The following is a 26,570-nucleotide window of genomic DNA, read 5'->3' as shown; positions in this document are numbered from 1 at the left end:
TCGTGTGTCGCCGCGGCCTCTGCCCGTGTGTCGTCGGTGCTCCGCCCGTCCGTGGGCCGGGGCCGGACGGCGGGTGCGGGCGGGCACGGGGCATGCCGCGATACGTAGGGCGCGTGCGCCCGGCGCGGGATGCGCGCTCCGGCGCGTTCTCGCCTTGGCCCGCCTCGTTCCGCACGGCATGCCGTCACAGGGTCACGCAGACCGCCGTCGCGTCGTCGTGCTTCTTGGCGCGGCGCAGCCGCACGCGATCCGTGTCCGCGTCCTCCAGTGCCCTGACCCGGCCGATCAGCGCCTCCGGTCCCTCCTCGCGGAGCACCGCGAGGCAGTCCGCCCAGTCGCCCTCGTGGAACGTCTCGGTCCAGCGGGTCGCGCCGTCGGTCAGTGCCGCCACCGTCCGTACATCGGCGAGCGGGGTGCGGCCGGTGATCGCGCGGGCCGCCACCGAGGGGTCGGCCGCGGCGGTGAAGAAGCCGCCCTCCTTGTTCCGCAACCGCGCGTCCACGGTCGCCGCGTCGGTCAGCGAGCCCGGCGGTAGCCGATCCAGGCGGTCGTCGACAAGGGGGCGTACGGTCCCGTCGGACATACCGAACAACAGTACGGAATCGGAGAGCACCAAGTGCTCGATCTCCTGTTCGCCCCAGCGCGCCATGACGACCGTCGCCTGCGGCGTCCGTACGTGAGAAAGGTCACACGGAGGGTCATGGGCCTCGGCAGTGCGCCGAATGGACTCGGCCAGGATCTCCTGGAGACTCAGATCTCGGCGCGAACCGGACAGTTCGAGCAGTGAGCCGCCCAGTCGAGCGGTGAACCAGGGGACGGGGTGAATGCAGCCGTCATCGTCCGGCGGCGGGGTCACCCCGTCGAGCAGAACCAGTGTTCCGCCCTGGCCGGAGGCGGGCAGGGCGGTGGCGGCCCAGTCCTCGTTCGGGCGGTCGGCGCAACCGGCGACGGTGGCGAGTTCGATGCGCATGCGGTCAGTCTGCACGACGTCTTCACGGCCCCTGCACATGGCCGAAATTGGCCTATACCAGCAGGTCAGGGGCGTGCGCCGAGCGGAAGCAGAGGCTCCGTGCCGCGTGCGGGCGGGCATCCTGCCAAAGCCTGGACCGAAGTTCCAGCCGACGGGCCAGGTGTGGCCGGGAGGCTTCCGGGGGAGACTTGTTCGTCAACTCTGGAGTGATGTTCACTCGTTCGGGTGGCGGAGCGGTTGATGCGCGCCCCCCTTCTCAAAAGCACTGGGATGGTCGGAAGCCGTACCAGGGGTCGGGGCGCTCGCTCACACGTGACCGCGCGTCACCTCTGCTTCAAGGGCGGACGAGTCAAGATTGCGAGCACCGGTGCAGAAGAAGCGGCCTCGGAGCAAGGGCGGCAAGAACAGCGGTTCCGGGGTGACGCCCCCGGCGCCCGCCGAAAGTGCGAGCGCCCGACGAGCCGTGCGTGTGCGCAGCCGGTTGGTCGCCGGTGTCGCGGTCGTCGGAGTCACCGTCATCGCCGCGGGGGCCCCGGCGATCCTCGGCGTCTCCGCCGATCTGAACGAGTCGCAGCGGCTGGTCAGCCTCGCCGAGTTGAACCAGCAGGCGATCGCGCTCGCGCACGCTCTCGCGGACGAGCGCGACGACGCCGTCGGCCGCATCGCGGCCGGCCGTGACGGGAAGGCCGGGGGGAAGAAGGGCGACTCCGGCGCCCGTGTCGACCGGCAGGTGGACGAGATCAGGTCGGCCGCCCCCGCCGCGCTGCGCCGCGACCTCGCCACCATTCCGTCCCTGCGCCGCGACGTGTTCAGCGGCAAGGGCACGGCGCTGGAGGCCCACCAGGCGTACTCCGAGATCATCGCCAAGCTCCACGGCGTGGCCGCCGAACTCATGGAGAAGACCCCGCCGCGCGCCGCCGACGCCACCCGCGCCCCGCTCGCTCTCGGCCGGGCCACCGAGCAGGCGTCCGCCACCCGCGGGCTGCTGGTCGCCGCCCTCTCCGTGCCCCGGGCGGACACGGCCCCGCAGATCGACCCCGTCACCGGCCTGCCCGTGCAGGGCCAGGGCGGGGGCGGCGGCAAGGACGACCGCACCCGTGACGAACTGAGCGCCGCCGCCCAGCAGGCCCGGGTCGCCGAACTCGCCGCGCTCGCCGACTTCGACCGGAGCGCGGGCTCCACCACCCGCGACAAGCTGTCCACCACCGTGACCGGGCCCGAGGTCTCCAAGGCGGAGAAGTACCTCGACTCCCTCACCGACCGGCCCGAGCTGTCCGAGTCCGAGCAGGGGACCAGCGCCAAGAAGGTCGAGGAGGCGCTGTCCGCCCGGGTCGACCGGATGCGCGGCGTCGAGTCCGCCCTCGGCACCGAACAGGTCCGGCGCCTCGAACAGCTCCGTGACGACGACGTCACCGCGCTCGAACTGAGGATCGCGCTGCTCGGCGGCTGTCTGCTGATCGCGGTCGGTGTCTCGACGGCCGTGGCCCGCACCCTCACCCAGCCGCTCGCCGTCCTGCGGATCGGAGCCGCCCGCCTCGCGGCCGAACCCGCCACCGCCGAGCCCATCCGCTACAAGGGCCGCAACGACGAGTTCGCCCAGGTCGTACAGTCCGTCAACGCCCTCCACGGCAGGCTCCGGGCCCTGCACGGCGAGCACGACGGCCGGGTCGAGAGCCTCCAGGCCGAACGGTCCGAACTGATCGCCGGACGCGAGGCGCTCACCCGCCAGCGCGCCGAACTCCAGGTCCTCACCGCGGATCTGACCGCCCAGCTTGAACGGCTGCGGGACACCGTCGACCACACGTTCGTCAACCTCTCGCTGCGCACGCTCGGCCTCGTCGAGCGTCAGCTCGGTGTCATCGAGAGCCTGGAGGAGCGGGAGCACGACCCGGAGCGGCTGTCCACCCTCTTCAAGCTCGACCACATGGCCACGGTCATGCGACGGCACAGCGAGAACATGCTGGTTCTCGCGGGCGCCGAGCACGGGCACGGGCACGCGAACCCGATCCCGCTGGTGGACGTGGCGCGCGCCGCCGTCTCCGAGATCGAGCGGTACGAGCGGGTCACCATCCAGTCCCTGCCGCCGCACGCGCAGATCGCCGGCTTCGCCGCCGACGACCTCAGCCACCTCGTCGCCGAACTCCTGGAGAACGCGACCTCGTTCTCGCCCCCGGACTCCCAGGTCCAGCTCTCCGGCTGGCTGCTGGAGACCGGTGAGGTGATGCTCTCCGTCCAGGACGAGGGCATCGGGATGTCCGCCGAGCGGATGGCCGACCTCAACACCCGGCTCGCCGACCCCGCCCTGTTCGACTCGACGGGGCGGGACGACAAGGGGATGCCCGACGCGGGGCTCGGCCTCCACGTCACCGCCCTGCTGGCCGCGCGCCACGGCGTACGGGTCCAGCTGCGCGACCACACGGGCAGCGGGATCACCGCGGTCGTCGTGCTGCCCACGTCCCTGCTGCCGAAGGCGCCGCCGGTCGCCACGCCGCCCCCGGTGAAGGTCGCAGGGGACGGCCCCGGGCTCAACCTGCCCGGATCGGTCGCCGAGGCCAATTCCAACGCGCTGCCCGGACGCACCACGCCCGGTGGGTCGGGCGACGACCCGCTGATCGCCGCCGCCGAGCGCGCCATCCGCGCGGCCGAACCCGCGCCCGGCCTCGACCACGCCATCGGTCACACCGCCGAACGCGGCACGGACCACCCCGCCGACCGGTCCGCGGACCACACCCCGGCCCCGGAGGCGCCCGCCGTCCCAGGCCCGCAGGATCCCGCGCCCGCTTCCGCCCCGGCCACCGGGGCGGTCGAGGCCGAGTCCGAGATCACGATGCAGGTCCGGCTCCCGACGGCCCCGGACACCACGGACGCCCCCGCGACCACGGCGCCCGACCCGTATCTCACCATCACCGACCCGTACGGCGTCGGTGCCGCGGCCGCCCCCGCTCCGGCCGCCGCGGACACGGGCGCGTACGCCATCGGGCCCGACCGGCACGAGCGCACCGCCGACGGAGCCCCCGAGCCGTACGCCCCGACGGGCACCCCCGAGCCGCACGCGGCGCCCGCACCGGCACCCGCCGCCGAGACCGTACCGGCCCCCCGCGGGCCGGAGCAGCCGCATCAGGAGACCGTCACGGACAAGGGGCTGCCCAAGCGCACCCCGAGGGTCGTCAAGCCCAGCACGGCGCAGACCACCGAGCGCAAGGGCACCCTGGACAAGGACGCGCTGCGCCGTCGGCTCGGCGGCTTCCACCAGGGCGCCAAGGACGGCCGCCGCGACGTCGAGGCGGAACTCGCCACGGCCCCGGCGACCGGTTCGTTCCCCGGGACCGCAGTACCCGCCGGGCGCACCCCGCACATCGACCACAGCGGGCCGGCCGACCGTACCAACGACCGAACCGATGAGACGGGGGACACAGTCGAGGAGGCACGCAGTTGACTGCGCCCAGCACATTCGGGCTGAGCACCGAGGCCCGGAACCTTCACTGGTTGCTGAGCAATCTGGTGGAGGAGGTGCCAGGGGTCCACTCGGTCACCGTCGTGTCGTCCGACGGGCTCATGCTGCTCTCCTCCGACCCTGGCCACCTGAACGCCCAGGCGACCGGTCGGCAGGACGGGCCCAAGGGGTCCAGCGCCGACCTGGCCACCATCGTCTCCGGTATCGGCAGTCTCACCCAGGGCGCCGCGAAGCTGATGGACGGTGGCGGGGTCAAGCAGACCATGGTCGCCATGGACGAGGGCAGCGTCTTCGTCATGTCGATCAGCGACGGCTCGCTGCTCGGTGTGCACGCCACCCCGGACTGCGACATGAGCGTCATCGCCTATCACATGGCGCTGTTCGTCGGCCGAGCCGGACACGTACTCACCCCCGAACTCCGCAGTGAGCTGCGCAAATCGATGGAGAGCACCCAGTGACGTCCGCCGCTGAACCCGCCCGCAGGCTCCCGGTCCGCGGGTCCGACCGAAGGCCCGCGCGGGTCCGCCCGTACTCGCTCACCGGCGGACGCACCCGCTTCGGCCACGTCCTGCTCGTCGAGACCTTCGTGGCCGCGCTCGAAGCACCCGAGGAGCGCCGCGAGCTGACCAACGGCACGCAGCCCCGCCTGATGCCGGAGCTCCAGGCCATCGTCGAGCTCTGCCGCCGGATGCGTACGGTCGCGGAGATCTCCGCCCTGCTGAAGATGCCGCTCGGTGTGGTCCGGGTCCTGCTCAGCGACCTGGCCGACCAGGGAAAGATCCGCGTGTACGGGACCGGCCACGGCGCCGGGCAGCCCGACCGCGCACTGCTCGAAAGGGTGCTCGATGGACTCCGTCGTCTCTGAGACGTCGCTCTTCGCCCCGCGCCAGCCGGGCGCCGTGGACCAGGCCGAGGAATCGCTGCAGTCCTGGCAGTTGGACCACACCCGGGCACCCATCGCCACCAAGATCGTGGTCGCGGGCGGTTTCGGCGTGGGCAAGACCACGTTCGTGGGGTCGGTCTCCGAGATCACCCCGCTGAAGACCGAAGCGATGATGACCCAGGCCAGTGAGGACACCGACGACCTCACCGCGACGCCCGACAAACTCACGACGACCGTCGCGATGGACTTCGGCCGCATCACGCTCGCCGACGACCTCGTGCTGTACGTCTTCGGTACCCCGGGCCAGCAGCGCTTCTGGTTCATGTGGGACGACCTGGTGCGCGGGGCGATCGGCGCGGTCGTGCTCGCCGACACCCGCCGCCTCGCCGACTGCTTCCCCGCGCTCGACTACTTCGAGAGCTGCGGCCTGCCGTACATCGTCGCTGTCAACCACTTCGAGGGAACAACGGAGTTCGAGGCGGAGGACGTCCGGGAGGCCCTGACCATCCCTCCGCACGTGCCTGTTGTGATCATGGACGCGCGTAACAGGATCACCGTCGTCGAGTCGCTGCTCGCCCTCGTCGGTCACGCCCTGGACGCCACCCCCTGACGGGACGGCCGGCCGCACCGGCCGGTCCTTCCGTGCGACAGTCACGCAGAACATCGGAGAACCGCGATGCGGAGAATACTCATAGTCGGGGCCGGGCAGTCCGGCCTCCAGCTCGCCCTCGGACTGCAGTCCAAGGGATATGAAGTCACCCTGATGTCCAACCGCACCGCCGACGAGATCCGCTCCGGCCGGGTCATGTCGACGCAGTGCATGTTCCACACGGCGCTCCAGTACGAGCGCGACTACCAGCTCAACTTCTGGGAGTCGCAGGCCCCGCGCATCGAGGGCCTCGGGCTCTCGGTCGCCGCCCCCGACTCCTCGCGCGCCGTCGACTGGGTCGGCAAGCTGGACGGCTTCGCCCAGTCCGTCGACCAGCGCGTGAAGATGGCCGGCTGGATGGAGACGTTCGCCCAGCGCGGCGGTCAGCTCGTCATCCACGGCGCGGCCGTCTCCGACCTGGACTACTTCTCCCGCACCTACGACCTGGTGCTGGTCTCGGCCGGCAAGGGCGAGCTGGTCTCCATGTTCGCCCGGGACGCCTCGCGCTCCCCGTTCGACGCCCCGCAGCGCGCCCTGTCCGTCGCCTACGTCCACGGCATGGGCCCGCGCCCCGAGCACCCCGAGTTCGACGCGGTCCGCTGCAACCTGGTCCCCGGCGTCGGCGAACTCTTCGTGATGCCGACCCTGACCACGTCCGGCCGTGCCGACATCCTCTTCTGGGAGGGCGTCCCCGGCGGTCCGGTCGACGTGTTCCAGGGCATCAAGGACCCCTCCGAGCACCTCGCCAAGACGCTGGAGCTCATGGAGCGGTACCTGCCGTGGGAGTACGCCCGTGCCACCAAGGTCGAACTGACCGATGCGAACGGCACGTTGGCCGGCCGCTACGCCCCGACCGTCCGCAACCCGATCGGCCGGCTGCCCGGCGGCGGCCTGGTGCTCGGCGTCGCGGACGTCGTCGTCGCCAACGACCCGATCACCGGCCAGGGCTCCAACTCGGCCTCCAAGTGCGCCAACTCGTACCTGGACTCGATCCTCGAGCACGGTGACCGGCCGTTCGACGAGACCTGGATGCAGGCCACGTTCGACCGCTACTGGGAGACCGCGCAGCACGTCGTGAAGTGGACCAACGCGATGCTCGGCGTCCCGCCGGAGCACGTGCTGAACCTGCTCGGCGCGGGCAATCGGTTCCAGGCGATCGCCAACCGGTTCGCCAACGGCTTCAACAACCCGGCGGACTTCGAGAACTTCTTCTTCGACCCGGAGAAGACCAACGCGTATCTCGCCGAGGTGACGGGCGCCGCGTCGGCGGTCTGACCGCGACGGCCGGGCCGGGCGCCCGTCCGGATCACCGACGGCGCCCGGCCCGGCCGCCTACGGGCCGTGCCGTTTGCCCCGGGGCCTATTCAGCAGGTGCGGAGGACGAGCCGTAGCCGGTGTCCGAGCCCGCGGTCGCGCCCCGGGGGAGCGGCGGGGGCGCGTACGCGGCCAGCGGCGCGCTGCCCGGGTCCGGCCGTACGGCGCCCAGCAGCGGATTGGACGCCACCGGCGACACCTTCACCCGTGTGCCGGGCCGGGGGGCCTGCACCACCAGGCCGTTGCCGATGTACAGCGCCACATGAGTGGCCTTCGGGAAGTAGATCACCAGGTCGCCCGGGCGCAGCGCGTTCAGCGGCACCCTGGCCAGCTGCCGCCACTGTTCCTGCGAGGTCCGGGGGATGGGCCGGCCCGCCCTCGCCCACGCCCGCGAGGTGAGACCGGAGCAGTCGAACGAGTCGGGACCCTCCGCGCCCCACACGTACGGCTTGCCGACCTGCTCGATCGCGTACCGCACCGCCTCGCCGCCCGCCGAGGATGGTGCTCCGGCGGCGGACAGCGCCCCGGACGCGACCAGGGCGTCCTGGGCCCTCGCCATGCCCTCCCGCTCCAGCCGGGACAGTTCGGTGAGCTGTGCGGCCGACAGCGTGGCCAGCTTCTTCTGGACGGCTTCGAGGCGGGAGCGCACGGTGTCCCGCTGTTTCTTCCGCTGCGCGGTCAGGACCTTCTGCCGGTCCAGTACCTTGCGGGATTCGGCCGCGAGTCCGTCGGCGCGCTTCTCGGCCGCCGTGAGCCGCTGCACCGTGGCCGCCCGTCCGGCCGCCATACGCCGGACCACGTGCTCCTGGTCCAGGAAGTGCTCGGGGTCTCGGGACAGCAGCAGCCGCACGTACGAGGAGAGGTCGGACCGGCCCTGGTACTGCTCCCGGGCCAGCCGCCCCGCCTCCTCGCGGCTCCGGGCCAGGGCGGCCCGCGCGGTGGCGAGGGAGGCGTCGAGCCTCTTCGCCTGCGCCGCGCGCTTCTTCAGCTCCGCGGCGGTGCCGTTGTACGCCTCGGTGGCCTCCTCGGCCTGCTGGTACAGCTTGTGCAGCTGGGTGAGGAGCTGCGCGACACCGCCCCGGCCCGGTCCCGGTGCCGGTACGGACGCCGATGCCAGTACCGGTGTCCTGGGGTCGCCGGGCGGCCTCTCCGTGCTGCCCGCCAGGGGGCCCGGGGTCGCCTGGGCCGCGGTCGCGGACCAGGCCACGACGAGCGTGGAGAGGACCGCGGTGCACATCGCACGAGGGAATCCGCCTGACACGACATCACCTCCGGGCACGGGGTGCATCACGAAAACACCCCGTAAGTGGCCGTAACGGTCAATACGGTCACTCGATGCCGAGGGAATGCAAGGACCCGTGCGGTGTGGCGGCATGCCGGTTCACCCGGAGGGCGGCTGGTGGGTGCCGACGCGTCGGCAGGCCGCGGGCCTCCCGGCGGACCTCTTCGGTCGTGGGCTTCAGGCGACGGGGAAGGCGTAGAAGACCCGGTCCCGTTGGACGATCGCGGTGCCGTCGGTGGCCAGCACGCGGTACGGGGCGGTGATCGTCGGACCGTCCGGCTCCTGGGCCCCGATGTCCTGGAACTTCCACAGCCGCCGTCCGTCCTGCGCGGCGAAGGCGGTGACCTGGGAGACGTCCGAGGCCAGCAGCGTCCTGCCGGTCGTGCTGACCGTCACCGCGGGTGCGGCGCTGCCGGGGACGGCCTCCGTCGAGCGACGCCAGCGGAGCCGGCCCGTCGCCCGTTCGACCGCGCCCACCTCCTGGCCGAGGTTGCTGATGTGCAGCAGCGTGCCGCTGACGACCGGGGTGCCGTACGGGGCGCCGCTGGTGCCGTTCAGCGTCCACTTCGGCTTGCCCGTGGGCGTCTCGAACGCCTGGAGGCCGTCGCCGACCGCCGCGTACAGCAGCCCCTGCTCGTCGCCCGTGGCCGCGCCGGCCGGTGCGACCGCGCCGATCGCCCTGGCCCACAGCTGCTTCCCGGTCTTCCGGTCGAAGCTCCGGAACACGGCCTTCCCCTTGGCCGCCCCGATGTCGGCGGGGGTGAGCGTGGCCGGGGTCTGGCGCACGACGACGTCGTTCTCCCGGACCGCGATCACCCGGTAGGCGGGGGCGGCGGGGCCGCGCCCGGTCGGCACCGGGGTGCGCCACAGCTCCGCGCGGCGCACGACGTCGTGGGCGAACAGGTAGGAGTTGACGACCTGACGGTCCTTGCCGCGCTTCTTGCCCTTCTTCGGGGGCGGGGCCTTGACGGTGACCTTGTGCGAGCCGGTGAACCAGACCACGGGCCCGGACGCGCCCACGACCCCCGCGACCGCGAGGTCCGGAGCGCCGGGGACCCGTTCCGCGTGGGCCTCCCGGTGCACGACCTTGCCGTCCTTCGCGGACAGCCACAGGAACTCCGCCGGGGCGGCGACGAAGCAGAGGTCCTTCCCGGCCGGCAGCACGGTGTGGCCCTCGGCGGCCTCCGGGCCCGCCCAGAGGCGGCGTCCGGTGCGCAGGTCGACAGCGGTCGCCCCGTTCTCGCCGGTCAGCACCAGCAGCCGGTCGTTCCAGAGGGCGGCGGCGAGCGGGGACGGCTCGGCCGCCGGATGCCGGTACACCCAACGCGGGCGCGGCGGAAGCCCCGCCACGCCGGCCCGGCTCGGCGCGGGCTTGGGATCGTCCGCTGCTCCGTCGTCGGACGCCAGCGCGAACGCCCCGCCGCCACCGACCGCCAGCCCCGCGACACCGGCCGCGAGTCCGATGAACAGGCCGCGCCGGTCGACGCCGGGCCGGGCGGGCGAGGCGGACGGGATGGCGGAAGCGGGAGAGGCGGGAGAGGCGGGGGATGCCGCAGGGGCCGCGAGCGGGAGCGACGCCGACGGAACGGGTGCCGCCGGAAGGGGCGGCGCGGGCGCGGCGGCCGGTGCGGGCGTCGGCGCGGGGGTGGGGGACGCGGGGGCGCCGGTGAGCCCCTGCGGGACGGACAGCCGGGTGGTGGCCCGGTCGGTCGTCGGCACGCGCCGCGCGATGTTCCCGAGCTGCGTGGTACCGGTGTCCGTGGCGACAGGGGATTCCGTGGCGGGGGTGGGGGCAGAGGCAGGAGCAGGGCCGGGGGCGGCCCGCGGAGCCGGTTCGGTGGCCGGTGATTCCGGCAGGTGGCGGGTCGCGCTCAACTCCCGTACCTGAAGCGACTGTTGCCGCACTGCGGCCGCCAGGCGCTCCGGCAGCCAGCCGTCCCTCGTCAGGTCCGCCGATCCCTGTGGGGCCAGTTCGGAGGCCACCGCCCCCGCGTCGGGCCGGTCGGCGGGGTCCTTCGCCAGACAGCGGGCGATCGGGCCGCGCAACTCCTCGGGGACCGCGCCGAGTTCGGGATCCGTGCGGGCGATGCGTTCGGCGCCCTCGGCGGCCGGGCCGTCGGCGAGCGGGGTCGTGCCGGTCGCCGCGTACGCCAGCAGCAGGCCGAGCACGAAGAGGTCGGAAGCGGGACCGGGCTCCTCGCCCTCGACCTGCTCGGGGGTGAGGTAGCCGAGCCGTACCGACAACTGCCCGCCGGGCCGGGCCTCGGCGGCGGCCGCGGCGCCCAGCGGGCCGAACGCCGTGAGCCGGGGGCCGTCCTCCGCCAGCAGCACCGTCCGGGGAGCCAGCCCCTGGAGCACGGCCCCGGTGGCGTGGACCCGGGAGAGGGTCTCGGCGAGGCCCGCCCCGAGTATCCGTACGGCCCGTTCGGGGAGCGGGCCCGAGACCTCGATGGCGTCGGCGAGCGTCAGGGCGGGCACGTAGGGGGCGGCCGTCCAGGGCAGTTCGCCGTCCGTGCCGTCGACGGGGGCGCCGGACCCCGGCCGTTGCCCGTCCCCGTCCGCGGCCAGCAGGGCCGCCGTACGGGCCTCCGCCTGGAACCGGCGCCGGAAGGCGGGCAGTACGGCGAGTTCGGGGCGGGCGGCGGTGACCACGACGGCCGGTTCCGTGCCGTCCGCGGCCGGCTCGGACTCATCGGCGGGTGTCCCGTGCGCGAGGTACTGCACGGCGCTCGCGGTCTCCCGGAGCCGTGCCAGCAAGGCGTACGGTCCGATGCGACGTGGATCGTCCTGACGCAGCGCCTCCATGGCGCACCCCCCTTGCTGACCGCTGACCGTGCCCGGCACCAGAGCGTCGATCTTACGACCTGGGGAGCGATGGGGAGTGGGTCAGGGAGCGTCGTCATGCGGCTTCGATCGCAAGGCGGAGGAGGGAGCCGATGCGGCGCATCGACAACCGACGACAACGCCGCAAGCGGAGTCGCAGGGCGGCGCGAGCCCGCTCCCCATCGGTCCCCAGGTCGTTGGACCGCCGCCCCGGTCCGGACCGGGGCCGTCCCCTCAGTTCGGCTTTGACCAGGGCCACTTGGGGCTGTGCCGGGTCCGTCCCTCGGGGACGTACTCGTACACCCAGCCGCGTTGGATCCCCAGCCGTTTGGTGTGACCGGCCGGCGCCCTGCGGTACGCGTGCACGGTGGCGGGACCCCCGTCGGCGGCCGGCACCGGGACCTCGTACCACTTGGGGGGATGACCGGTCGGGCCGACCAGGACGGGCAGGACCCGCCCGTCCAGCGGGCCGCCGGTGAAGGGTGTGTTCTCGCTTCGCACATCCCCAGTCTCACGCACCGGCCGGCTCCCGGGACGCCGCGGTGCCGCCGACGCCCCGGTGCCTCCACGTCCCGACGTTCCGGGAACGGCCGACCGTCCCCCGGGGAGCCCCGATGCGCCGGGAGCGGCCGGTCAGCGCTCGGGCAGCAGGTGGGCCGCCCCGCCGACGACCGGGAGCAACCGCTGTGCGAGCCGCCCGGCCGGGCCCGCCTCGTCCTCCAGCGACAGGAGCGCCGCCACCGCCGCCGCGGCCTCCGGATCCGTCGCCGCGGTCGTGGCCAGCATCCCGATCAGCTGGTCCACCAGCCAGTCGCGCAGCTCGGACGCGGCGGGCCGCTTGCCCTCGTCCAGCCAGATCAGGGACGCCGCCTCGACGGCGGCGATCCAGGTGCGCACCATCATCCGCAGCCGGGGTCCGGGCCCCGGGCCCTCGCCGCCCCGGCCCAGGTGCAGCAGGATCTGTTCGGCCGCCGACCGCCGCACCTCGTCCACGATCGCCGTCGTACGGGACGTCTCGACGACGCTGCCGCCCCGCAGCAGCGCGCTGAACCCGGTGTCGTGCTCGTCCACGAAGGCCAGATACCGGTCCAGCACCCGCAGCACCCGTACCGTGGGCGGGCCCGCGGGCGGCTCGTTGAAGCACAGGATCAGTTCCTCGGCGGCGGACCGCAGCGCCGCCTCGTACAACTGCTGCCGTCCGCCCGGGAAGTAGCGGTACACCAGCGGGCGGGAGACCCCCGCGACCACCGCGACCTCGTCGAGCGACACCTCGTCGGGCGCCCGGTGGGCGAACAGGGTGAGCGCCGCGGCGAGGAGCTGGGAGCGGCGTTCCTCGACGCTGAGCCTTCGGTACGCGCGCTTCGGCGGGGCGGCGGCAGAGGTCATACGAGGAAGCCTAAGCCTCGATCCGCCGAGTGGCTCAGCGACGCCGGGCGCGGATGAGTGTGGTGGTCATCGGTGCGGCACCGTCCAGACCCGGGTCACGAACAGCGTCGCAGTCCTGCACGCTGAAGCCGTGCTCGGTCAGCAGCTTTTCCCAGACGGGTGTGTCGAGCACCCAGCGCTGCATGGTGCCGGGGGTGCCGTCAGCCAGGCGCGTGGAGATGTCTGCGGGCCGGCACTCCGTCGCTGGGACGGTCCCGTTCTTGTAGTGGCCGAGCGTTGAGAACACGAGTCGGCCGCCTGACCGCAGTGCTGTCGCGAGGGCTTCCAGGAGGGCCTTCGGGTCCGAGAAGTCGAGGGCGCCGAAGAGTGAGTAGGCGACGTCGAGACTCTGCGGTCTGCCGCTCAGGAACGTGGCGGCGTCGGCGTGGACGAACTCCAGCTCGGGGATGTGCCCGTACAGCGTCCGGCTGTTGGAGTGCTGCGCGGGTGAGCTGTCCAGGCCGATGAGCCGGGCGGGCTTGAGCGCGGTGGTGATGTACGCGGCTTGGTGCCCGGCGCCGGAGCCGAGCTCGGCGACGGTGAGGCCGCTCAGGTCGCCCAGCAGTTCGTCGCCGGGGCCCATGCGCTGGTACCAGTCCCAGCGCATGCCACTCAGTGTGCGTGCGGCCGGGTTCCGGCCGTACTGGTGCCAGAGGTCTTCCGGGGCTGCCTGTGAGGCCAGTGTGGTTGAGTGCACGGGCACATACTGGCCCGTCGTTCATGATCGGTGTGGCGGCCTCGCGGTTTTGCACCCGCGCGTGGAACAGCTCCGCCCGGTCCTGCCGGGCGGAGCGCTGGGGCCACCGTCAGTGGCCGTCTTCCCCTGGCCGACACGGTGTGCACGAGGAGGAGTCGGCCGCCCACAGCGGCTGGTCGACGTCCCAGCCCGCTGCGGCAAGGATGTCCGCTGTGCGGGCGACGGATCCGTCGCCCTTCATGTCAACCTCGGGCACGTGGTGCAGGTAGCTTCCCCCGTTGTACCGGTCGCACAGCGCGAAGTACGCCTTGGTGTCCAGCATGACCATGTGGACACCGATGTCGACGATCTTGCCCGGCCCCATGCCGAGACCACGGCCCTTGTTCTCCATGGCCGTGATCAGGTAGGCCATCGCCTGGCCGAGGACGCGCTCGGCCATGACTGAGTCGAACGGGTAGTCCCGCATAAGCAGCCCGACCAGCTTGGCCCACTGGGCGTCGCCGATGTAGTCGTGGGGGCTGCGGGCGGGAGAGAGGGGGTTGGTGGTTCCATGGACGGGGGTCTCAACGACTGCGGTCATCGCGGTGCTCCTTCTGCGGGGCCCCCGTGGCTGGGGGCGTTGACTCAAGGACACCTCGATCGGCCGACGCTAGGAAGGCAACGCCCTTTGTGTGCAAGCCGTTTGCACGTCCTGCACACGGCATATACGGGGCCCTGTCTCGGCGCATACCGTGGGGAGACGGCTCTCTGTGACCTTGGCCAGTGGAGGAGCGATGCGCACCGTCCAATCACTGTGGCGCTCCCCCCGAGTGAGCATGCTCGTAGCCGCCCATGATGTCGGCGGTCTTATCCGGCTGGCCCGCGAGGAGCTGGAGTGGCGTCAAGCGGATCTCGGGAAGCGTATCGGCTGCTCGGCCTCCACGGTGTCGCGCCTGGAACAGCGCGGGAGCCACACTGACTTGCAACTTCTCAAGCAGGCAGCGTTAAAAGTCGGTATGCCTACAAATGTCCTAGCGGAGGCTCTGGGGTTATCAAGACCTGCCACCACTAGAGTGACGGCGGTAGGTCCACGAGTCGAGGAGGACCCCATGCGCCGCCGTACCCTGCTGGCCGCCGCCGGCCTGGCCGCCCCGGTCGGACTGCTCGCCGGGATGGACTCGGCACTGGCCAGCATGCCCGAGCCCACTGGATCTCCTGTCCCGCTCGACCATCGTCTGGCAGCGGGCCATGCCGCATTCGACTCCGGTCACAACGATCAGCTTCTCCGCGCGCTTCCAGGGCTTCTCGCAGACAGCCACGACAGTGCGCGCCGGTCCCGCAGCAACCTCGCGTACGCGCGGCTCTCGTCGGCCTACAGCCTCGCCTCGCAGGTGTTGGTGAAGGTCGGCCGCCACGACCAAGCCCGCCTCACCGCTGACCGGGCAACCGTGTACGCCGAGCTCTCCGACTCACCGCTCGCAGCCGCAGCCGCAGCCCGCGAACTCAGCATCGTCCTTCGCCACCAGGACCAACCCGCCGCAGCTCAGCGCCACATCCTCGAAGCCGTCTCCCGGGTCGAAGCCACCGGCCTCAAGACAGACGCCCAGGCATCGGCCTATGCGCAGATGCTCTGTACGACCTCCTACACCGCGGCGGTGGCTGGCGACCGGCAGCAGGCCACCGCCATGATCCGAGAGGCGTCGCGGGCCGCCCGGGACCTGCCCGTCGAACCCCCGGCGGGGCGCCTGTTCCCAGTCACCCCCGCATCGGTTGACCTCTATGCCGTGAGCGTCCACTGGGCTCTCGGTGACGCAGGCGCAGCACTCGAAGCGGGCCGGGGCCTGCGAGCCGGTCAGTTCAAAACGGCCGAGCGCCGCGGCAGGATGCACACGGACCTGGCACGGGCCTGGTGGCAGTGGGGAAAGCCCGAGCAGACGGCCGCCGAGCTGCTGTCCGCGGCACGGGTGTCCCCGAGCGAGGTCCGCGACCGCCCGTCAATCCGCCGGATCACAGCAGAGATCTACGCCCGCCACCCGCAGACGACCGGTGTTCGGGAGCTGGCGGCGTCGGTCGGCCTTCGGGCTGACTGACCGTGGGCGGGGCCTTCTGCTACTCCCTGCCAGGCGCCGCGTGTCGTGGCCGTCGAGGGTCGCGTAGGCGCGTTCCTGGGCGCGGGGGGACGATGTCCTTGCCGGCCGCACCCAGGCGGTCCGTGTCGGTGCGCTCGTAGCCCAGTCAGAAGGCGCTCCTACTAGCCACTTACGGCGAACCTCACCCAGGGCGTCTCGCTGGCACCGGGCAGCAGCGGAGTCCTTAGACAGTCCCATCGTCCCAGCTCAGAGGGTATCCGCGCCTTCGTGTCCAAGCCCTGGACCGGCGGAGACCCGGTGGATCGAGGCTCAGCGAGCCCTGCCGTACGGGGACGGGCCGCGAGCGACCCTGCCGTGGGCGACGCGACCGCGAGCGACACGACCGCGACCGGATCCGGGCGCCCGACCCGCGACCGGCCCCGGTGAGCGGACCGCGGCCGGACCGGTGCGGGACCCGGGAGGGGCCCGCCGCGTCCGTCCCCGTTCAGGCCAGCAGGCCGGAGCTCCTCCACAGCCTGCGGCCCAGCCCGTTCAGCACCCCGATGTCGTCGAAGAAGTCCGTCAGCCGCTTCGCGCCGTTCTGCATGACCTCCGCGCGGTGGCGGCTCGCCTTCACCTGCGCGACGGCCTCGCGGCGGTCCAGGCCGACGTTCTCGTACACCTGCGGGTTGACGAAGCAGACGGAGAAGACACGGGCCGCCTCGCCGCAGCTGAGCCGGGTCAGTTCGCGTTCCCAGCGCGGGGCGGTCACCATCTGGCGGCGCAGTTCCTCGCGCGCGTACCGGACGTGCCGGGCCTCCTCGACCACGTGGATACGGGTCACGCCGCGCACCAGCGGCTGGACGCGCTCGTCCGGGAACGTCAGGCGCTGCATCCAGTCGAGGATCTCCTCGCCGAGCAGGGTCGCCGCGAACGAGCCGGGCGTGGTGGAGACGGTCTTCAGCACCCGCGCGAGGTTGTGATAGACGCGCGGTACGGGGTAGTCGGGCGCCCCGCTCCACTTGATCATGCGGCCGAACATCATCGAGTGCCGGCACTCGTCGGCTATCTCGGTGAGCGCGTAGCGGACGTGGTCGCTGGTCACCGGCCGGTCGTAGATGTGCCGGACCAGCAGCTGCATGAGGATGATCTCGAACCAGATGCCGAGCGAGGCCAGCGACGCCGCCTCGTGCCGGGACAGGTCGAGCCGCTGCTCCTCGGACATCCGCCGCCACAGCGGGGTGTCGTAGAGCGAGACGAGCTCGGGCGGCCAGTGCCACTTGCCGTCCTCGGGCGGCGAGTCCCAGTCGAGTTCCTTGTCCGGATCGAAGGAGTGCTTGGCCGAGGAGTCGAGCAGGCGCGCGGCGATCTGTTCGCGGTCCCGGAGCGGGCCGATCGCGTCGCGGAGCAGCCGCACGTCACGTTCGGTCACTGGAGTCATGGCTGGGGTACCTCTCACAAGGACGACAAGAGGGATGAAGGTGACAATGGGGGATCGGGGAGAAGGCGGAGACGTGGGCGGCAGGGGCGATCGGTCGGTGTTACCGGCGGTCACCTCCTTATGAGACTGCTTGTCAGCAAAGTCGTCAATCCCTTGCGCGCAACTTGTTGACCCGGTGTCTATCAGCGTGTGAACCTGCCAACCGATGTGACAGGCAAGGAACGTGACGGATTACGTACGCGAGGCGTGAGGAGCCGGCCATGTCGACGCTCGACCTGTACACCACCGCCCCCGACGCACCGCTGTGGCAGGTGCCCGCCACCGGCGCCGCCCGCTTCAGCTGGGACTACGACGACGGCCGTGAACGCCTGCTCGCCCTCTACCAGAAGGGCAAGGACAAGCAGTGGGACGGCAACAAGCGCATCGACTGGTCCCTGGAGGTCGACCCCTTCGACCCGCTCGGCGCGCCCGACGACGCCCTGACCCTGTACGGCACGCCGCACTGGGCGAAGATGACCGACAAGGACCGGGGCGAACTGCGCAAGCACTACGCCTCCTGGCAGTTCAGCCAGTTCCTCCACGGTGAACAGGGCGCCATGGTCTGCGCGGCCAGGATCGTGGAGTCCGTACCCGACCTCGACGCGAAGTTCTACTCCGCGACCCAGGCCATGGACGAGGCCCGGCACGCGGAGATATACGGCCGGTTCCTGCACGAGAAGATCGGGATGCTCTACCCGGTCAACGACAACCTCCAGGCGCTGCTGGGCGACACCCTGCGCGACTCCCGCTGGGACATGCCGTACCTCGGCATGCAGGTTCTCATCGAAGGACTCGCCCTGGCCGCGTTCGGCATGATCCGCGACACCACGGACAAGCCGCTGCCCAAGCAGATCCTCGCCTACGTCATGCAGGACGAGGCCCGCCACGTCGCCTTCGGGCGGATGGCGCTGCGCGACTACTACAAGCAGCTGAGCGATGCCGAGCGCCGTGAGCGCGAGGAGTTCGTCATCGAGGGCTGCCACCTGATGCGGGACCGGCTCCGGGGCGTCGAGGTGCTGGAGAACTTCGGCATAGGCAAGGAGGAGGCGCACGAACTGTCCGAGCGTTCGCCGTTCCTCCAGCTCTTCCGCAGGCTGCTGTTCAGCCGGATCGTGCCGTGCGTCAAGGACATCGGGCTGTGGGGCGAACGGCTCCAGCAGGCGTACGTGGACATGGGCGTCCTCGAACTCGGCGACACCGACCTGGACCTGCTGATGACCCAGGACGAGGAACTGGCCGAGCGACTGGACCGGGAACGCTTCGCGGCGGAGGAGAGCGCCCGGGTCGCCGAGGTCGAGGAGGCGGTGGCGCACGGCGCGTCGAGCACGCCGGGGGAGTAGCGGGGGCGGGCCGCTGGCGCGCGGGCCGGAGGCGGCGCCCGCGCCGCGGAACGCGTGGGCCCGGTGGGCGCCCGGGGCCGCCGCGCCCGCGCTCACCGGCTCAGAGCCGCGCGACGAACCCCCGTACCAGCTCCGCCACCCGTTCGGGGGCCTCCAGCAGCATCGCGTGCGTCGCCTCGATGCCCTCGACGGTGACACCCGCCCGTTCGGCCGCCAGCTCCGCCAGATCCCGGGCCAGGCCGTGCCCGTACGCCTCCGTCATCTCGTCCAGCCACTCCATGCCGGGGGTCGCCGGTACCCGGTGCAGGGCCCGGACCAGCAGCAGCGGGCAGTGGACGCGGCGGAACAGGGCGAAGAGATCAAGGGCGTCCATGGCGTCCAGCATCTCCAGGGCGCACTCCCGCTCCGGCAGCAACTGCCAACCGCCGTCCGGGAGTTCGCGCACGGACGCGCGGAACGACGCCTCCGCCCGCTCGTACGGAATGCCCAGACCCACGCTGTACGCGGCCTGCTGCTCCACGTACTCCGCGGGCATCCGCAGCCCCGCGGAGGCCCGTGCCATGGCCCCGATGTCGGCCAGACGGCGCGCCACCTCGTCCGGGTCCATCCCCGGGTACTGCGCGGGCGTGCCCCACCAGAAGCCGTCCAGGTTCACGGCTCCCGGCACGCGGCCCGGCCGTTCGACGGCGTACGAGGCCGCCACCATCCCGCCCAGCGAGTGCCCGACCGGGACCACCGGGCCCGCGATCCCCAGGGCGTTCAGTGTCTCGTCCAGGTCGTCCAGCACCGCGTCGAACGACCACGACGAGGCGGTGCCGAGGCCGTGCCCGGGCAGGTCGACGGCGAGCACCCGGTGGCCGGGGCCGAGGTGCGGCACCACGGCGTCCCAGTCGGCGAGGGAGCGCGAGGCGGCGTGCAGGAGAAGAAGGACCGGCCCGCCGTCGGAGCCGCCACCGTGATCGCGTAAGTGAAGAACAGTCATGCGACCACGGTAGGGCGTGAAAATCGGAGCGAGATCATCCGACGGTACGACGGAACGGGGCCCTCTCCGGGGCCACAATGGATGTACGCCGTCCGCCGGGACCGGACGGCGTGTGTCATGACCGCACGGTGGACAGCGCGTCCTGCGCCGCACGGGCCGTTTCGACCAGCGAGACGTCCGCCCCGTGCTCCGCGACCAATTGCAGACCCACCGGGCAGCCGTCCGTCGTGAAACCGGCCGGTATGGTCGCGGCGGGATGTCCGCTGAGGTTGAACGCCCAGGTCAGGGCGGTCGAGTAGATCTCGCCGGGACCGTCGTGGCCGTGCGGACGGTTCGGGGTGGTCGGGCTGAGCAGCAGCGGCACGCGGGCGAACAGCGCGGCCAGCCGGCGGTCGTTCTCGCGCCGCAGTTCGCGGGTGTGGGGGGAAGGCTCCCCGCCCCGGACCTCCTGCCATGCCCCCCGGGGATCGAGCAGGTCGCACGTGCGGTCCGTCGGCCGCACCACGCCGGCCGCCACCAGGCGGTCCACGGCGCGCCGGACCACGGCCTCGACCTCCGGTTCGACGTCCGCGTATCCCAGGTCCGGGCTGAAGACGGCCGTGACCGGAAGGGCGGGCGCCGCCTGCGGCTCCGCGTCGGGGACGCGGTGGCGGTGTCCGCCCGGGACGCCCGGCAGGCCCTCCGGGCCCCGGACGCGGTTCGCGTCCAGTACGCAGCGCAGGTACGTCAGGGCCCCGGCCGCCGAGCGCGTCAGCACCCCGGCGGAGGCGAGCCCGGTCCGGTCGGGCGAGGGCAGCAGACCGTTCGTCGTCTTCAGGCCGAACACCCCGCACCACGCCGCCGGGATCCGTACCGACCCCGCCCCGTCGCTCCCGGTGGCCAGCGGCACCATGTCCGCCGCGACCGCCACCGCCGAGCCCGCCGAGGACCCGCCCGGGGTGCGATCGGCCCGCCACGGGTTGACCGTACGGCCGTGTGCGCCCAGCCCCCATGTCTGCCAGGGCGTGCCGGGGCCGGGCACCGAGGTCGAGCCGACCGGCACCGCACCGGCCGCGATCAGCCGCCGGGCCGCGTACGAGCGGATCCCGGCCCGTCCCTTGACGGCGAACGGCAGGGCGCCCAGCGGGAGGTGGGCGGCGCGTTCCGCGTCCGCGACCGCCTGCTCGTGCCACACCTCGACGAACGCGGACAGACGCGGGTCGTCCCGCCCGATCCGCTCCAGCGCCGAGACCACCGCGCCCGCATCGCCCGTACCGGTCATGCCCGTCACACGGTCACCCCCGTATCCGCCGCGCGGTCAGTCTCGCAGGGTGCCCAGGGCGGCTTCCATCACGGAACGCGCGATCGGGGCGGCGCTGCCGCCGCCGCTGATGTCCGCCCGGTGGGCGGCGGCGTCCTCCACGACCACGGCGACCGCGACGGCCGGGCGGCCCGAGTCCGGCGACTGCGCCCAGGAGATGAACCAGGCATACGGCAGGCCCGAGTTGTCGACGCCGTGCTGCGCGGTGCCGGTCTTGCCGCCCACGGTCACACCGTCGATCGCGGCGTTGGAGCCGGTGCCGCGTTCCACGACGTCGACCATCATCTCGCGCAGCAGCATCGCCGTACGCGGGTTCATCGCCCGCCGGTAGGTGCGCGGGTCGTACCGGCGGACCACCGAGCCGTTCTTCGTGGTCGTACGGTCCACGAGATACGGGTACTTGAGGTCGCCGCCGTTCGCCACGGCCGAGGCGACCATCGCCATCTGGAGCGGGGTCGCCGTCGTGTCGAACTGCCCGATCGACGACAGCGCCAGCTGGTCGTCGCTCATCTCGGTGTCGAAGTTGCTCTTCGCCACCCCGGACGGGATCCGCAGCCCGGTGTCGTCGAAGCCGAACCGCCGTGCCGCGTCGACCATGCCGTCCAGGCCGACCCGTACCCCCAGTTCGGCCATCACGGTGTTGCAGGAGATCCGGATCGCCTCGGCCAGCGAGGCGTTCTCGCAGCCCTCCGCCTCGTTGGGGAGCGTGGTCCGGGTGCCGGGCAGCACGTACGGCGACGGGGTGTCGGTCCCGGCGTCGGGATCGACGACCACGTTCGCGTCGAGCGCCGCCGCCGCCGTCACGATCTTGAAGGTGGAACCCGGCGGATAGGTCTGCCGGATCGCCCGGTTGAGCATCGGCAGGCTCTTGTCCGCGTTCAGCCGCCGCCAGGCGTCGGTGACGGACGGACCGGTGCCGGAGATCAGCCCCGGATCGTACGAAGGGGTCGAGACCAGGGCCAGGATCCTGCCGGTCGAGGGCTCGACGGCGGCGACCGCCCCCCGCCGCCCGTCGAGCCCCTCGTAGGCGGCGCGCTGCATCGAGGCGTCGATCGTGGTGACCACGTTGCCGCCGGGCTGGCGGCTCCGGGTGATCTCGTTCCACAACGGGAACGGGGCGAGCGCCGAGTCGGTGCCGGACAGGACGCCGTCCTCGGCGTGCTCGATCAGGGTGGTGCCGTACGTCTGCGAGGCGTAGCCGGTCACCGGCGCGTACACGGGGCCGTCGCGGTACGTGCGTTCGTACGCGAGCTGCTCGCCGGTGTCCCTGGAGCCGGTGACGGACGTCCCGCCGACCAGGATGTCGCCGCGCGCCTGGCTGTAACGGGTGATCGTGAGGCGGCGGTTGGCGGGGTTCGCGTCGAGGCTGTCGGCCTCGAAGACCTGGATGCGCGCCGCGTTCAGCAGCAGGGCCACCAGCAGCAGCAGACAGAGGGCGGCGGCACGGCGGATGCAGCGGATCACGGCACGTCCTTCGGTCCGGGCGTCGTGCCCTTCGGTCCCGGCGCCGCGCCCCCGCCCTTCGGCCCGGGTGCCGGGTCCTTCGGTTCCGCCGCGACGACCCCGGTCTCCGCGTGGGCGGGCTGAGGGCGGCGGGCCTGGTCACTGAGCCGGATCAGCAGCGCCACGATGATCCAGTTGGTCACGACGGACGATCCGCCCTGCGCGAGGAAGGGCATCGCCATGCCGGTCAGCGGGATCAGCCCCATCACCCCGCCGGCGATCACGAACACCTGGAGGGCCAGGATCGAGGCGAGACCGATCGACAGCAGCCGCCCGAACGGGTCGCGCAGGGCCAGCCCGGCGCGGTAGCCGCGGGCCACGAGCAGCGCGTACAGCAGGAAGATCGCGGTCAGCCCGGTCAGGCCCAGTTCCTCGCCCGCGGTCGCCAGGATGAAGTCGGACTTGGTGGCGAAGCCGATGAGGATGGAGTGGCCGAGCCCGAGCCCGGTGCCGAGCATCCCGCCCGCGGCGAACGCGAACAGCGACTGGGCCAGCTGGCTGGGTCCCCGTCCGGCGGCGATGGTGGCGAACGGGTCGAGCCAGTCCTGGACCCGGCTGTGCACGTGCGGTTCGAGGGAGCCGACGACGAACGCGCCCACCGCGGCCAGCAGCAGGCCCACCGCGATCCAGCCGGTCCGGCCGGTCGCCACGTACAGAATGATCACGAACAGGCCGAAGAAGAGCAGCGAGGTGCCGAGATCGCGCTCCAGGACCAGTACGCCGACACTGAGCACCCAGATCGCCACGATCGGGCCGAGCACCCGGCCGGTGGGGAACTGGAGCCTCCAGATCCGGCGGCCGGTGAAGGCGAGGGCGTTGCGGTTCGCGGCGAGGTACGCGGCGAAGAACACGGCGAGCAGGATCTTGGCGAACTCGCCGGGCTGGAAGGAGAGTCCACCGACCCGGATCCAGATCTTGGCCCCGTTCACCGCGGGGAAGAAGATCGGCAGGATCAGCAGGACCAGCGCGGTGGCGACCGAGAGATAGGCGTAGCGCTGGAGCACCCGGTGGTCGCGCAGGAAGACGACCACGACGATGAACAGCGCCACACCGAGCGTCGACCAGATCAGCTGGGTGGGTGCGGCCTGGTCCTTCGGGGTCTCCAGGTCGAGCCGGTAGATCAGCACCAGCCCCAGCCCGTTGAGCAGCACGGCGATGGGCAGGAGCAGCGGATCGGCGTACGGGGCACGGAAGCGGACCGCGAGATGGGCGAGGAGGGCGAGCAGCCCCAGCCCGCCGCCGTATCCGGCCACGTCGGGCGGGACGGCGCCGTTCCTGGCCAGCCCGACGGCCGCGTAGCCGTAGACCGGGACGAGGACGGCGCCGATGAGGAGCAGTAACTCGACCCCGCGCCGCTTGGGCAGACGCAGAGCGGGCGGGGGTGTGTCCGCCGTCGTTACGGTCATGCCACGCAACGTAGCAAGACGCGGGGGCTATTTCCCTTATGTCATAGCGGGAATGTCAGCCGGGGACGCCGACCGGGCACGGCGGCCGGAACGTCGGCCGTGCGCGTCGGTCGGGCATGGCAGCCGGGAACGCCGGCCGTGCGCGTCGGTCGGGCCCGGCGTCCGAAGCCCGTCCACCAGGGCGCGTCAGCCGGGGTTCCCGTCCTGCGCTCTCGCGTTCCCGTCCCGTGCCGTCGCCTCGTCGGGCCGCCGGGTGCGCGCGGCTCCGTCGCCGTCCGGCCGCCGTACGCGGTCCGACGCTTCCCCCTCCGACGGTCGGACGCACGTCCCGTCGTCGTCCGGCTGTGCGTACTCCGGGAGCGTCAGGCGTGCCACCGCGCCGCCGTCCGGGGCGTTGGCGAAGGTCAGCTCCGCGCCGATCACCGCGGCCTGCCCGACGGCGATGGTCAGCCCCAGGCCGTGCCCCTTGCCGCCGCTCTCGGTACGGAACCGCTGCGGGCCGCCGTCCAGCAGGTACTCCGGGAAGCCGGGCCCGTGATCGCGTACGGTCACCGTCGGCCCGTCCACGGTCAGCAGCACCGGGGGCCGGCCGTGTTTGTGCGCGTTGGCGATCAGGTTGCCCAGCACCCGCTCGACCCGCCGTCTGTCGGTCTCGACCCGTACCGGCACGGGCAGCCGCGCGGGCGTGTGCTCCCGCCGCCGCGCGGCCCCGGCCGCCGTACCCGCGCCCGCCCCCGTCGCGGTCTTCCCGTGGCGGACCTCGGTCTCCGTCCCGGACGCGCGCACCACGCGCTCGATGAGCGGCGCGAGTTCGAACACGTCGAGCTCGACCTGTTCCGTACGGGCGTCGAGCCGTGAGATCTCCAGCAGGTCCTCCGTCAGGGCCCGCATCGCGCTGACCCGGTCGCGCACCATCTCGGACGGCCGCCCGGGCGGCAGCAGTTCGGCGGCGGCCGTCAGACCGGTGAGCGGGGTGCGCAGTTCGTGCGCCACATCGGCGGTGAAACGCTGCTCGGCCAGCAGCTTGCGCTGGAGGGTGGAGGCCATGGTGTCCAGCGCGCCCGCGACGATCGCCACCTCGTCCTGCGGACGCGAGGGGTGCGCCGTGCGTGGGTCGTCGACCCGGGCGTCGAGGTCGCCCGCGCTGATTCGGCCGGCCACCCGGGCCGTCTGGTGCAGCCGCCGGGTGACCCGGGTGACGGCGAACGCGCCGAAGAGCAGGGTGGCGCCCGTGGCCAGCAGCGAGGAGCCGACGATCGCCCGGTCGAGCGAGTTGATCGTGCGGACGCTCTGGCCGTAGTCGACCGTCGTGGCCAGTGTCCCGCCGTCGGCCGGGGCGGCCGCCCACATGGCCGGATGCCCGTCGCGGTCGGCGACCAGCGTGCCGCGCTCGCCCCGGGCGGCCAGCGCGCGCAGGGCGGGGGGCAGCCCCGGCGGATCGATACCCGAGCCCGGCGGCAGCGCCTCGCCCGCCTCGTACGCGGTCGTGACCTCCGAAAGCCGGAACAGCGCCTTCTCGCGGGCCTCGGCAACGGTCGTGCGGGTCACCTCCCCGTGCACCAGCACGCTGAGCAGGGCGGCGAGGGCGCAGCACATCACCGTGATGAAGACGGCCGATTTCCAGGTGAGCGTCGCCGTCCAGGCCGGGATCCGCAGGCGCCGCGGCCCCCTGCCGGCCCGTGCGCCGGATCCATGACGCCGGGCCGCCGCACCCCGTCGGAGGCCGTACGGTCTCATCGCCGCTCCGCGGTGACGCCGGCCGAGGGGGTGGCGGTGGTGTCCGGGACCGGGTTCGGCGGGCCGGTCTCGACGGGGGTCCGCGGCGCACCGGGCGAGGGCATCCGCAGGATCTCGTCCCGTGTGGGCAGCATGGCGCGCTGCCGGGCGTCCCAGGACCAGGCGGTGCGGTACTCGTACCCCCGGATGGCCGACGGCACCCGCGTGATCAGGTCCCGCCCGGCCAGCTCGATGCTGATCACGGCGTCCGTGGTGGACAGGATCCGGGTCAGACCGCCCGCCTCCGGCTTGTAGACGCATACGGAGATCTGCTGGTCGGGCAACCGGATGCCCAGCACCATCTCGTCCTTGCCGTCCCCCGTCAGATCGCGGAAGTAGGGGCGCAGCACCGGGCAGGAGGCTGGCTCCTCGCGGCACGTGTCGAGGCGGCGGACGGTTTCGGCGGGGAGGTCCTTCGCACCGCCGGACCGCTCGGAGCGCGCCTTCAGCCCGGCCCGCACCACCGCGACCGGGTCCAGCCGGTGCACGTCGCCGTCCGGCACCTCGATCCCCGGGATGCGCGCGGTCTCGCCCTCGCCGTAGTCGTACGGGGCGGCGGAGGCGGGCGGCAGCTCGGGCCAGAGCCGGGCGGGCCCGGCGGCGTGCGGGGCCGGCCCGTTGCTCCGCAGCCCGCCCCCCGCACCGCAGCCGGCCAGCAGCACGGCACCGGCGGCGACCCCGAGGGCCGACGCCGTACGGCACCGCACGCGGCGACGCGGACGCATGTCACGCTCCCTTCCCTTGGCCCATGCCCCCTGGTGCTGCGACCGGAAAGGTCTACCGGCTCGCGACGCCCGGCACGGCCCCTCGCCGCGTTGTCGCATCACCCGAGTACGTCCGGTACGAGGGCGATCCTCCGCCTTGCGATGCACCGCACCGGATGCCGCGAGCTTCCCGGCAAACGTTTCCGGCCACAGCACTAGACCTTATTCGGAGGGAAGTCGTTTATCCCTATTTAGTACTGGCCGTGTACCGGTGCGGTACAGGGGGTTCCGATCGACGCCGTCGCGCGCACGGCCACATCCGTCTTCCGTACGGACGGTGACGGGTTCGCGACGCGTACGGTGACGGGTTCGTACGGGCGGGTGCGGGGGTCCGTCCGGTCGCGCACGGGTTCCCGGGTCCTCGCCCGGTAGGTTCGGCACGTGGACCGACGGCTCGCCCGCGGCACGGGCCCTTCCCAGGACATGGAGCACCGGCGGAACTCCGCGACCTCGGCCCACGCGTCTCCCCTCGGA

The 26,570-nt window shown here is 72.5% G+C and carries 21 protein-coding genes; 7 read left to right on the top strand and 14 right to left on the bottom strand.

Annotated elements, in window-relative coordinates:
- Positions 1–184 precede the first annotated feature (184 nt).
- The gene (locus AB0E67_RS02060; protein WP_362019703.1) at positions 185–970 is read right to left on the bottom strand and encodes a hypothetical protein; all 786 of its coding nucleotides are present in this window, start codon (positions 968–970) and stop codon (positions 185–187) included.
- A 367-nt stretch (positions 971–1,337) separates the two neighbouring features.
- Between AB0E67_RS02060 and AB0E67_RS02055 the strand changes: the two genes are divergently transcribed.
- From AB0E67_RS02055 to AB0E67_RS02035, 5 genes are all read left to right on the top strand, one after another.
- Entirely contained in the window at positions 1,338–4,406 is a 3,069-nt protein-coding gene (locus AB0E67_RS02055; RefSeq protein ID WP_362019700.1) for a nitrate- and nitrite sensing domain-containing protein, read from the top strand.
- The gene (locus AB0E67_RS02050) at positions 4,403–4,882 is read left to right on the top strand and encodes a roadblock/LC7 domain-containing protein (protein ID WP_360115317.1); all 480 of its coding nucleotides are present in this window, start codon (positions 4,403–4,405) and stop codon (positions 4,880–4,882) included. The genes AB0E67_RS02055 and AB0E67_RS02050 overlap by 4 nt, the downstream gene beginning before the upstream one ends.
- Entirely contained in the window at positions 4,879–5,289 is a 411-nt protein-coding gene (locus AB0E67_RS02045) for a DUF742 domain-containing protein (RefSeq protein WP_362019697.1), read from the top strand. The genes AB0E67_RS02050 and AB0E67_RS02045 overlap by 4 nt, the downstream gene beginning before the upstream one ends.
- Positions 5,270–5,917 carry an ATP/GTP-binding protein gene (locus tag AB0E67_RS02040; protein WP_360115311.1) on the top strand — a complete coding sequence of 216 codons (648 nt, stop codon included), beginning with the start codon at positions 5,270–5,272 and terminating at the stop codon, positions 5,915–5,917. Before AB0E67_RS02045 ends, AB0E67_RS02040 begins: the two co-directional genes overlap by 20 nt.
- A gap of 66 nt (positions 5,918–5,983) precedes the next feature.
- Positions 5,984–7,231, top strand: coding sequence for a styrene monooxygenase/indole monooxygenase family protein (locus tag AB0E67_RS02035; RefSeq protein ID WP_362019694.1), 1,248 nt, complete (start codon positions 5,984–5,986; stop codon positions 7,229–7,231).
- An 85-nt stretch (positions 7,232–7,316) separates the two neighbouring features.
- On the opposite strand, the gene AB0E67_RS02030 is transcribed toward AB0E67_RS02035, so the two are convergent.
- From AB0E67_RS02030 to AB0E67_RS02005, 6 genes are all read right to left on the bottom strand, one after another.
- Positions 7,317–8,507, bottom strand: coding sequence for a C40 family peptidase (locus tag AB0E67_RS02030; protein WP_362019691.1), 1,191 nt, complete (start codon positions 8,505–8,507; stop codon positions 7,317–7,319).
- A 222-nt stretch (positions 8,508–8,729) separates the two neighbouring features.
- A complete protein-coding gene (locus AB0E67_RS02025) occupies positions 8,730–11,357 on the bottom strand; it encodes a PQQ-binding-like beta-propeller repeat protein (protein ID WP_362019688.1) in 2,628 nt (875 codons plus the stop codon).
- Between the two features lie 252 nt (positions 11,358–11,609).
- Positions 11,610–11,876, bottom strand: coding sequence for a hypothetical protein (locus AB0E67_RS02020; protein ID WP_073781934.1), 267 nt, complete (start codon positions 11,874–11,876; stop codon positions 11,610–11,612).
- A gap of 132 nt (positions 11,877–12,008) precedes the next feature.
- Entirely contained in the window at positions 12,009–12,761 is a 753-nt protein-coding gene (locus AB0E67_RS02015) for a TetR/AcrR family transcriptional regulator (RefSeq protein WP_362019685.1), read from the bottom strand.
- 34 nt (positions 12,762–12,795) lie between these two features.
- Positions 12,796–13,407, bottom strand: a complete 612-nt coding sequence (locus AB0E67_RS02010) for a class I SAM-dependent methyltransferase (RefSeq protein ID WP_362019682.1) — start codon at positions 13,405–13,407, stop codon at positions 12,796–12,798.
- A gap of 199 nt (positions 13,408–13,606) precedes the next feature.
- The gene (locus AB0E67_RS02005) at positions 13,607–14,077 is read right to left on the bottom strand and encodes a hypothetical protein (protein WP_362019679.1); all 471 of its coding nucleotides are present in this window, start codon (positions 14,075–14,077) and stop codon (positions 13,607–13,609) included.
- 193 nt (positions 14,078–14,270) lie between these two features.
- Between AB0E67_RS02005 and AB0E67_RS02000 the strand changes: the two genes are divergently transcribed.
- On the top strand, positions 14,271–15,566 hold the full coding sequence (locus AB0E67_RS02000; RefSeq protein WP_362019677.1) for a helix-turn-helix transcriptional regulator: 1,296 nt from the start codon (positions 14,271–14,273) through the stop codon (positions 15,564–15,566).
- A 484-nt stretch (positions 15,567–16,050) separates the two neighbouring features.
- Here AB0E67_RS02000 and AB0E67_RS01995 read toward each other — a convergent pair whose 3' ends face one another.
- Positions 16,051–16,986, bottom strand: coding sequence for a diiron oxygenase (locus tag AB0E67_RS01995; protein WP_362019674.1), 936 nt, complete (start codon positions 16,984–16,986; stop codon positions 16,051–16,053).
- A gap of 260 nt (positions 16,987–17,246) precedes the next feature.
- Between AB0E67_RS01995 and AB0E67_RS01990 the strand changes: the two genes are divergently transcribed.
- On the top strand, positions 17,247–18,365 hold the full coding sequence (locus AB0E67_RS01990) for a ferritin-like domain-containing protein (protein WP_362019671.1): 1,119 nt from the start codon (positions 17,247–17,249) through the stop codon (positions 18,363–18,365).
- Positions 18,366–18,465: 100 nt separating this feature from the next.
- Here the strand turns inward: AB0E67_RS01990 and AB0E67_RS01985 are convergent, their stop codons facing one another.
- The 6 genes from AB0E67_RS01985 to AB0E67_RS01960 all read right to left on the bottom strand — a co-directional run bounded on the left by AB0E67_RS01985 (position 18,466) and on the right by AB0E67_RS01960 (position 26,057).
- A complete protein-coding gene (locus tag AB0E67_RS01985; protein ID WP_362019668.1) occupies positions 18,466–19,347 on the bottom strand; it encodes an alpha/beta hydrolase in 882 nt (293 codons plus the stop codon).
- Between the two features lie 115 nt (positions 19,348–19,462).
- A complete protein-coding gene (locus AB0E67_RS01980) occupies positions 19,463–20,608 on the bottom strand; it encodes an amidase (protein ID WP_362021379.1) in 1,146 nt (381 codons plus the stop codon).
- A 36-nt stretch (positions 20,609–20,644) separates the two neighbouring features.
- Positions 20,645–22,111 carry a penicillin-binding protein 2 gene (locus tag AB0E67_RS01975; protein ID WP_362019666.1) on the bottom strand — a complete coding sequence of 489 codons (1,467 nt, stop codon included), beginning with the start codon at positions 22,109–22,111 and terminating at the stop codon, positions 20,645–20,647.
- Positions 22,108–23,556 carry an FtsW/RodA/SpoVE family cell cycle protein gene (locus AB0E67_RS01970; RefSeq protein ID WP_362019663.1) on the bottom strand — a complete coding sequence of 483 codons (1,449 nt, stop codon included), beginning with the start codon at positions 23,554–23,556 and terminating at the stop codon, positions 22,108–22,110. Before AB0E67_RS01970 ends, AB0E67_RS01975 begins: the two co-directional genes overlap by 4 nt.
- 186 nt (positions 23,557–23,742) lie before the next feature.
- The gene (locus AB0E67_RS01965; RefSeq protein WP_362019661.1) at positions 23,743–25,293 is read right to left on the bottom strand and encodes a HAMP domain-containing sensor histidine kinase; all 1,551 of its coding nucleotides are present in this window, start codon (positions 25,291–25,293) and stop codon (positions 23,743–23,745) included.
- Positions 25,290–26,057, bottom strand: a complete 768-nt coding sequence (locus tag AB0E67_RS01960; RefSeq protein ID WP_362019658.1) for a hypothetical protein — start codon at positions 26,055–26,057, stop codon at positions 25,290–25,292. Before AB0E67_RS01960 ends, AB0E67_RS01965 begins: the two co-directional genes overlap by 4 nt.
- Positions 26,058–26,570: the final 513 nt, after the last annotated feature.

This window comes from Streptomyces sp. NPDC032161, from assembly GCF_040636995.1.
Classification (GTDB): Bacteria; Actinomycetota; Actinomycetes; order Streptomycetales; family Streptomycetaceae; genus Streptomyces.
The sequence above is the reverse complement of the archived record's forward strand: the minus strand, read 5'-3'. Positions and strand labels throughout refer to the sequence as shown.

Excerpts from the sequence above, each read along its gene's own strand:
- AB0E67_RS02030 (WP_362019691.1), bottom strand. The coding sequence starts at position 8,507 with ATGTGCACCGCGGTCCTCTCCACGCTCGTCGTGGCCTGGTCCGCGACC.
- AB0E67_RS01970 (WP_362019663.1), bottom strand. The coding sequence starts at position 23,556 with ATGACCGTAACGACGGCGGACACACCCCCGCCCGCTCTGCGTCTGCCC.
- AB0E67_RS02000 (WP_362019677.1), top strand. The coding sequence starts at position 14,271 with ATGCGCACCGTCCAATCACTGTGGCGCTCCCCCCGAGTGAGCATGCTC.
- AB0E67_RS01985 (WP_362019668.1), bottom strand. The coding sequence starts at position 19,347 with ATGACTGTTCTTCACTTACGCGATCACGGTGGCGGCTCCGACGGCGGG.
- AB0E67_RS01980 (WP_362021379.1), bottom strand. The coding sequence starts at position 20,608 with ATGACCGGTACGGGCGATGCGGGCGCGGTGGTCTCGGCGCTGGAGCGG.
- AB0E67_RS02060 (WP_362019703.1), bottom strand. The coding sequence starts at position 970 with ATGCGCATCGAACTCGCCACCGTCGCCGGTTGCGCCGACCGCCCGAAC.
- AB0E67_RS02005 (WP_362019679.1), bottom strand. The coding sequence starts at position 14,077 with ATGACCGCAGTCGTTGAGACCCCCGTCCATGGAACCACCAACCCCCTC.
- AB0E67_RS02015 (WP_362019685.1), bottom strand. The coding sequence starts at position 12,761 with ATGACCTCTGCCGCCGCCCCGCCGAAGCGCGCGTACCGAAGGCTCAGC.
- AB0E67_RS01995 (WP_362019674.1), bottom strand. The coding sequence starts at position 16,986 with ATGACTCCAGTGACCGAACGTGACGTGCGGCTGCTCCGCGACGCGATC.
- AB0E67_RS02010 (WP_362019682.1), bottom strand. The coding sequence starts at position 13,407 with ATGCGCTGGGACTGGTACCAGCGCATGGGCCCCGGCGACGAACTGCTG.
- AB0E67_RS01960 (WP_362019658.1), bottom strand. The coding sequence starts at position 26,057 with ATGCGTCCGCGTCGCCGCGTGCGGTGCCGTACGGCGTCGGCCCTCGGG.
- AB0E67_RS01965 (WP_362019661.1), bottom strand. The coding sequence starts at position 25,293 with ATGAGACCGTACGGCCTCCGACGGGGTGCGGCGGCCCGGCGTCATGGA.
- AB0E67_RS01990 (WP_362019671.1), top strand. The coding sequence starts at position 17,247 with ATGTCGACGCTCGACCTGTACACCACCGCCCCCGACGCACCGCTGTGG.
- AB0E67_RS02035 (WP_362019694.1), top strand. The coding sequence starts at position 5,984 with ATGCGGAGAATACTCATAGTCGGGGCCGGGCAGTCCGGCCTCCAGCTC.
- AB0E67_RS02040 (WP_360115311.1), top strand. The coding sequence starts at position 5,270 with ATGGACTCCGTCGTCTCTGAGACGTCGCTCTTCGCCCCGCGCCAGCCG.
- AB0E67_RS02025 (WP_362019688.1), bottom strand. The coding sequence starts at position 11,357 with ATGGAGGCGCTGCGTCAGGACGATCCACGTCGCATCGGACCGTACGCC.